At 67.6% G+C, this 6,652-nt stretch carries 6 protein-coding genes; all 6 read right to left on the bottom strand.

Features of this window, described 5'->3' with window-relative positions; all coding sequences use genetic code 11:
- Positions 1–33 precede the first annotated feature (33 nt).
- Positions 34–1,008, bottom strand: a complete 975-nt coding sequence (locus AC1PPL_RS18830) for an NAD(P)H-dependent flavin oxidoreductase (RefSeq protein ID WP_479973923.1) — start codon at positions 1,006–1,008, stop codon at positions 34–36.
- A gap of 11 nt (positions 1,009–1,019) precedes the next feature.
- The gene (locus AC1PPL_RS18825) at positions 1,020–2,015 is read right to left on the bottom strand and encodes a Bug family tripartite tricarboxylate transporter substrate binding protein (RefSeq protein ID WP_011806824.1); all 996 of its coding nucleotides are present in this window, start codon (positions 2,013–2,015) and stop codon (positions 1,020–1,022) included.
- A gap of 70 nt (positions 2,016–2,085) precedes the next feature.
- On the bottom strand, positions 2,086–3,321 hold the full coding sequence (locus tag AC1PPL_RS18820; RefSeq protein WP_047350714.1) for a CaiB/BaiF CoA transferase family protein: 1,236 nt from the start codon (positions 3,319–3,321) through the stop codon (positions 2,086–2,088).
- 35 nt (positions 3,322–3,356) lie between these two features.
- The gene (locus tag AC1PPL_RS18815; RefSeq protein ID WP_287985615.1) at positions 3,357–4,187 is read right to left on the bottom strand and encodes an oxepin-CoA hydrolase, alternative type; all 831 of its coding nucleotides are present in this window, start codon (positions 4,185–4,187) and stop codon (positions 3,357–3,359) included.
- Positions 4,188–4,296: 109 nt separating this feature from the next.
- Positions 4,297–5,427, bottom strand: a complete 1,131-nt coding sequence (locus AC1PPL_RS18810) for an acyl-CoA dehydrogenase family protein (protein WP_270174320.1) — start codon at positions 5,425–5,427, stop codon at positions 4,297–4,299.
- Between the two features lie 25 nt (positions 5,428–5,452).
- A complete protein-coding gene (locus AC1PPL_RS18805) occupies positions 5,453–6,652 on the bottom strand; it encodes an acyl-CoA dehydrogenase family protein (RefSeq protein ID WP_479973922.1) in 1,200 nt (399 codons plus the stop codon).

Below are 6,652 nucleotides of genomic sequence, written 5' to 3'. Positions count from 1 at the left end.
GAGGATTTTCATAACAAGTCTCTTTCTGCTGGGTTATCGGAGCATGCCCGCCAGGCGCTGGGAGATCAGCGCTTCGGCCTGGGACAGGATGGAGTCGATGAGCTGCTGCACGGTGGGCACGTCATGGATCAGCCCGGCAACCATGCCGCAGGACCACACGCCGGCCTGCATGTCGCCCTGCTGCATGATGCGCGGGTAGACGCCGGCCACCTCGGGCGCAATGTCCGCGAAGGTGATGGCGGCGCCCAGTGCGCGCTCCTTGTCCAGCACGCGCTCGGTGGCGCTGTTGGTGAGCACGCGCTCGGTGTTGCGCAGCGGGCGCATGATGAGCCGCGTATCCAGTTCGGAGGCCGCAACGATCGCCTGCTTCACGTTCTCGTGCACCGGCGCTTCCTGGGTGGCGATGAAGCGCGTGCCCATGTTGATGCCGTCAGCGCCAAGCGCCAGCGCGGCCACCAGGCTGCGCCCATCGGCCATGCCGCCCGAGGCGACGAAGGGGATCTTGAGTTCTTCGGCCGCGCGCGGCAGCAGGATGAAGTTGGGAATGTCGTCCTCGCCCGGGTGGCCGCCGCATTCAAAGCCGTCCACGCTGATCGCGTCGCAGCCGATGGACTCGGCCTTGAGCGCGTGGCGCACCGAGGTGCACTTGTGGATGACCTTGATGCCGGCCTCTTTCAGCGCGGGCATCCACTTCTGCGGGTTGTTGCCTGCCGTCTCGACGATCTTCACGCCGCCCTCAATGATCGCCTTCACATAGCCCGGGTAGTCGGGCGGATTCACCGACGGCAGGAACGTGAGGTTCACGCCGAACGGCTTGTCGGTCATCGTGCGGCAGCGTGCGATCTCCTGCGCCAGCAGCTCGGGCGTCTTCTGCGTCAGGCCGGTGATGATGCCCAGCCCGCCGGCATTGGAGACGGCTGCGGCCAGCTCGGCATACCCCACGTGGTGCATGCCGCCCTGGAGGATCGGGTGCTCTATGCCGAAGAGCTCGGTGATGCGGGTCTTCATGGCGCGCTCGCTCAGTCGTTGGCGATGCCCTTGTCGCGGATCACCTGGCCCCAGCGGGTGTAGTCCTGCTGCACGCGCTGGCCCATCTGGGCGGGATCCATGAAATGGGCAATGGCCCCGGCGCCCAGCAGGCGGTCCTGCACTTCCTTCTCGGCCAGGATCTGGCGCACCTCATGGGCCACGCGGTCCACGACGGCCTTGGGCGTGCCCGAGGGCGCCACCAAGCCGCCCCAGGACACGGCCTCGTAGCCCTTGAAGCCTTGCTCGGCAATAGTCTTCACATCGGGCACCACGCCCACGCGCTGGGGCGAGCCCACGGCGATGGCGCGCAGCTTGCCGGCCTGGATGTGCGGCAGCGCGGCGATGAGGTCCGAGTACATCACGGGCACCTGGCCGCCGATGGTGTCGGTGATGGCAGGGGCGCTGCCCTTGTAGGGCACGTGCTGCATGTCGAAGCCGCCCATCTGCTTGAGCAGTTCCATGCTCAGGTGGCCGAAGCTGCCCGTGCCCGAGCTGGTGTAGTTCATCGGCACCTTCTGCGCCTTGGCATGCTGGATGAGCGAGCCCAGGTCGGTCACGTTGGGCAGCTGCGTGGGGTTCACCACGACCACGATGGGCAGGTCGTACACCATGGCCACGGGGGTGAAGTCCTTCACCGTGTCGTAGCCCGCCTTCTTGTACAGATGCGGCGCCAGCAGCGTGGGGGTGGCCAGCATCATCAGCGTGTAGCCGTCGGCCGGGCTCTTGGCGACCTGTGCGGCAGCGATCGAGCCGGAGGCACCCGCGCGGTTTTCCACCACCACGGGCTGCTTGAGACGGTCGGCCAGCTTCTGGCCCACGATGCGCGAGGCCGTGTCGGTGGGTCCGCCCGCCGGGAATGGGACGATCAGCTTGACCATCTTGTCGGGCCAGGCGGCCTGCGCCATGGCTCCGCCAGCCACACTGGCGAGCAGGGGCGCGGCGGCCAGGGCCAGTGCGGTGCGGCGGGTGATTGCAGAAAATTTCATGACGTCTCCTAGAATAAAAAATGGTTCCAGCGCTGACCCATCAAGCGCTGGCAGCTATCTTTTAGATAGCTCACTGCGGTGGCAGCGTCAGCACACCCTGCGCCTGCAAGGCCTGCAGCTGCTCATCGCTGAGCGCCAGCAGCCGGTGCAAGACCTCACGCGTGCCCTCTCCCAGCGTGGGCGGGGCATTGCGGATCGGCAGGCGCTGGCCGTCCAGCCGGTACGGCGGTGCGAACACCGGCGTGGTGCCCTCGACGGGGTGCGGCATGTCCTGCACCAGGCGGCCGCGGCGCGTGCGCTCGCTGGTCAGCGCTTCGTGCAGGCCTGCCACCTTGCCGCAGGGGATGCCGGCCGCGGTCAGGCGCTGCAGCAGCAGGTCGCGCGGGAAGGTGGCGATCAGCTCCTTGAGCATGGGACCCAGCTCCAGCCGGTGCTTGGCGCGGTTCACGTTGGTGGCAAAGCGCGGGTCCTCGACGATGTCGGGCCGCTCGATCACCTGGCGGCAGAACTTGTCGAACTGCGCGTTGTTGCCCACCGCAATGATCAGCGGGCCGTCAGCGGACTCGTACATGCCGTACGGCACGATGGACGGGTGGGCGTTGCCGTAGCGCTCGGGGTCGTGGCCGAGCTTGAGCGCGTCCAGGCCGTAGTAGCCGGTGATGGTGAGGCCGCAGTCGTACAGCGCCATCTCGATCAGGCGCCCGCGCCCCGTTCTGCTGCGCTGGAACAGCGCCGCCAGCACGGCCTGGCCGGCGTACATGCCGGTCATCAGGTCCACCACGGCGACACCGAACTTCAGCGGCGGCGTGCCCGCCTCGCCGTTGAGCGCCATGAGGCCGGTCTCGCCCTGGATCACCAGGTCGTAGCCGGGGCGCTTGGCCTCGGGGCCGCTGGTGTCGTAGCCGGCCACGGCGCAGTAGATGAGGTCGGGCTTGAGGGCCTTGAGCTGCTCGTAGCCCAGGCCCAGCTTCTCGGCGCCACCGGTCTTGAAGTTGTGGATCACCACGTCGCACTGCGGCAGCAGCTCGTGGACGATCTTCAGCCCCTCGGGGCTTTGCAGGTCGAGGGTGATGGACCGCTTGTTGCGGTTCATGCTGTTGTAGTAGGTGGTCTCGGTCTTGCCGATGCGCATGCCCCAGTCGCGGGTATCGTCGCCGCGGCCCGGGTGCTCCACCTTGATGACCTCGGCCCCCAGGTCCGCCAGTACCTGGCCGCACAGCGGCCCGGCGAACACGCGGGAAAGATCAAGCACCCTCACGCCGTCGAGCGGAAAGTCGATGTCGTGGGTCGGTGCGTTGGATGCCATGGGCTTGTCTCCTTGGATATCGGCCAATACGAAAATCAGTGCGCGCCGCGCAGTTTCGTGTAGTCGGGTGCGCGCTTTTCCAGAAAGGCCCCGATGCCCTCGCGCGATTCGGCGGTCTCCTGCGCGCGCACCATGCACTGCGCCTCCAGCTCCAGCTGCTGCTCCAGCGTGGTGCGCGGCGCGGCGCGGCACAGCTCCTTGATGCGGGCCATGGTCCACGCGGGGCCGCTGGCCACCTGCGCGGCCAGCGCCACCGCATCGGCCAGTGCCTGGCCGGGCTCGGACAGCCTGTTCACCGGGCCGAGCTGGTGCATGCGCTCGCCGCTGATGCGCTCACCCGTCAGGCACAGCTCGGTGAGCACCTGGCGGGAGACGAACTCGGCCAGGAAAGCCGTGGCGCCGCCGTCGGGCGTGAGGCCCACCTTGACGTAGGCCACGGAGAACACCGCGTTCTTTGCCGCCACCAGCATGTCGCAGGCCAGCGCCAGCGACAGGCCGGCGCCCGCGGCCGCGCCCTCCACCGCTGCGATCACGGGCTTGGGGCAGTCGCGCACGGCGCGGATCAGGTCGTGCAGGCCTTCCAGCTTGGCGCGGCGCTCCGCGATGGGCAGCTCGCGGCGCTTGGCCAACTGCCGCAGGTCGCCGCCTGCGCAGAAGTGCCCGCCCTCACCGGTCAGCACCACGGCGCCGATGGCGGGGTCTGCCACCGCGTCCACCAGGGCCTGGGTGACGGCGGCATAGAACGCGGGCGACAACGCATTGCGCGCCGCCACATTGTTGTGGGACAACACGAGCACGGCGCCTTCGCGGCGGGTGAGCAGGACGCCGTCTGGCGCGCCATCCAGGGCTTTGTCGGTCACGGGCATCTCCTATGCTATTTATTTTGTAGCTATCCGCGCTTGATGCGCAATGGCTCGTGGCTATTTTTATGCTTAACCCCCTCTTCCAACGAAGAAGGGGCTCCAGAGAACCGCCTCAGGCCGCCAGGGCCATGAAGCGCTGCAGGTGGTGGTCCTCGTCGCCAAACTGGTGGTCGATCATCACCAGGCGCTTGGCGTAGTGCGCCAGCGGCAGTTCCCAGGTCATGCCGATGCCGCCGTGCAGCTGGATGCTCTCCTCGGCCACCTGCGTGCCCACGTAGCCCACGGTGTACTTGGCGGCGGACAGCGCCCGGTCGCGCGCGGCCCCCTGGGCGTTGTCGATGGCGTCGGCGGCGTTGATCACGGCCGAGCGCGCCTGCTCGACTTCCAGCAGCAGGTCGGCCATGCGGTGCTGCAGGGCCTGGAAGGTGCCGATGGCCACGCCGAACTGCTTGCGCGTGCGCAGGTATTCCAGCGTCTGGTCCTTGGCCACGTCCATCGCGCCCAGCGACTCGGCGGACAGCGCCAGCAGCGCATAGCCCGCGATGTGCTGCAGCACGGCGTGGCCCTCGCCCTCGGCGCCCAGCAGCGCATCGGCCGGCAGTTGCACATTGTTGAAGGTGAGTTCGGCCGCACGGCCGCCCTCGAAGCGGTTGTAGGCGCGCTTGGCGATGCCGGCCGCATTGCCATCGACCAGGAACAGGCTGATGCCCGCCTCGTCCAGCGGCCCGCAGGCCGTGCGTGCCGAGACCAGCAGCAGGTCGGCCTTTTCGCCGAAGGCCACCACGCCCTTGGCGCCGTTCAGCTCCCAGCCGCTGGCCGTGCGTGCGGCAGTGGTGGTCACGCGGTTCAGCTCGTAGTGGCCGCCGGGCTCGTCATGCGCCAGCGCGGCGATGGCGGTGCCGGCCACGAGGTCTTCCAGCCGCGCCTTCTGCGCGTCGCTGCCCGCGGCAATCAGCGCCTGGCCCACCACCAGCGCGCCCAGCAGGGGTTCGGCCACCAGGCCGCGGCCCAGGCTCTCGAACACCACGCTGATGTCAAAGCCCGCGCCGCCAAAGCCGCCTTCGGACTCGGGAAACAGCGCGCCGATGGCGCCCAGTTCGGCCAGCTGCGCATACAGCTGCGGGCTGTGGCCCTCGTCGCCATAGGCGATGCGGTTGCGCGCCTCGATGGCGTACTGCTCGGAGACGAAGCGGCCGAGCGTGTCCGCCAGCATGCGGCGGTCTTCGGTGTGTGCGAAGTTCATGTGCTTTTCTTCCCGCGCGATCAGGTCACAGGCCCAGGATCATCTTGGAGATGATGTTCTTCTGGATTTCGTTGGAGCCGCCGAAGATCGACAGCTTGCGGTAGTTGAAGTAGCTGGCCGCAGCGGTGGCCGCCTCGTCGATGCCGCCCACGGGCGCCTCGTTCCAGCCCTCGTACTGGGCCTCGTCGATGTAGGGCACGGCATACGGTCCCATGGCGCGGCGGATCAGCGACAGGATTTCCTGGCGGATCTCGGTGCCGCGGATCTTGAGCATGGAGCTTTCCGCACCGGGCACGCCGCCGCCGGCCACGGCGGCGATCACGCGCAGGTTGGTGGTCTTCATGTTTTCCAGGTCGATCTCCACGCGCGCCATGCGCGCGGCGAACAGCGGGTCCTGGCTCAAAGGCTTGCCGTTCTTGTGCACCTTGGCGGCGATGACCTTGAGCTTGGCCAGCGCCGAGATGCAAAAGCCCACGCCGGCGATGCCGGTGCGCTCATACGTCAGCAGGTACTTGGCGTAGGTCCAGCCCTTGTTCTCTTCGCCGACCAGGTTTTCCACGGGCACCTTCACATCGGTGAAGAAGACTTCGTTGACTTCCTTGTCGCCGTCCAGCGTGCGGATGGGGCGCAGCTCCACGCCGGGCGCCGTCATGTCCACCAGCAGGAAGCTGATACCGGCCTGCGCCTTGGCTTCCTTGTTGGTGCGCACCAGGCAGAAGATCATGTTGGCGTGCTGGCCCTGGGTGGTCCAGGTCTTTTGGCCGTTGACGATGTAGTGGTCGCCGTCGCGCACGGCCGTGGTCTTGACCGAGGCCAGATCGGAGCCCGCACCGGGCTCCGAATAGCCCTGGCACCACCAGTCATCGCCGTTCAGGATGCGGGGCAGCCAGTACTTCTTTTGCTGATCGTTGCCGTACTTGATCAGCACCGGGCCGAGCATGTTCACGCCAAACGGCACGATGCGCGGGCCGCCGGCCAGCGCGCATTCGGTGTCGAAGATGAACTTCTGCACCGCGCCCCAGCCGGGGCCGCCGTGCTCCTGGGGCCAATGGTTGGCCAGCCAGCCACGCTCGTTGAGGATGGCGTGCCATTCCTCCTGGTCTTCCTTGGTCAGGCGCTGGCCGGCCTTGACCTTGGCGGCGATGCGCGCGGGCAGCTTGTCTTTCAGGAACGCACGCACTTCGTCGCGAAATGCCTGCTCCTCGGGGGTGAATTGCAGATCCAT

The organism is Diaphorobacter sp. B2A2W2, from assembly GCF_056730635.1.
Note: the sequence above shows the minus strand (reverse complement) of the source record. Positions and strands in the feature narration are given on the sequence as shown.

Coding starts and splice junctions, on each gene's coding strand:
- AC1PPL_RS18810 (WP_270174320.1), bottom strand. CDS start 5,427: ATGAACTTCGCACACACCGAAGACCGCCGCATGCTGGCGGACACGCTC.
- AC1PPL_RS18825 (WP_011806824.1), bottom strand. CDS start 2,015: ATGAAATTTTCTGCAATCACCCGCCGCACCGCACTGGCCCTGGCCGCC.
- AC1PPL_RS18830 (WP_479973923.1), bottom strand. CDS start 1,008: ATGAAGACCCGCATCACCGAGCTCTTCGGCATAGAGCACCCGATCCTC.
- AC1PPL_RS18820 (WP_047350714.1), bottom strand. CDS start 3,321: ATGGCATCCAACGCACCGACCCACGACATCGACTTTCCGCTCGACGGC.
- AC1PPL_RS18805 (WP_479973922.1), bottom strand. CDS start 6,652: ATGGATCTGCAATTCACCCCCGAGGAGCAGGCATTTCGCGACGAAGTG.
- AC1PPL_RS18815 (WP_287985615.1), bottom strand. CDS start 4,187: ATGCCCGTGACCGACAAAGCCCTGGATGGCGCGCCAGACGGCGTCCTG.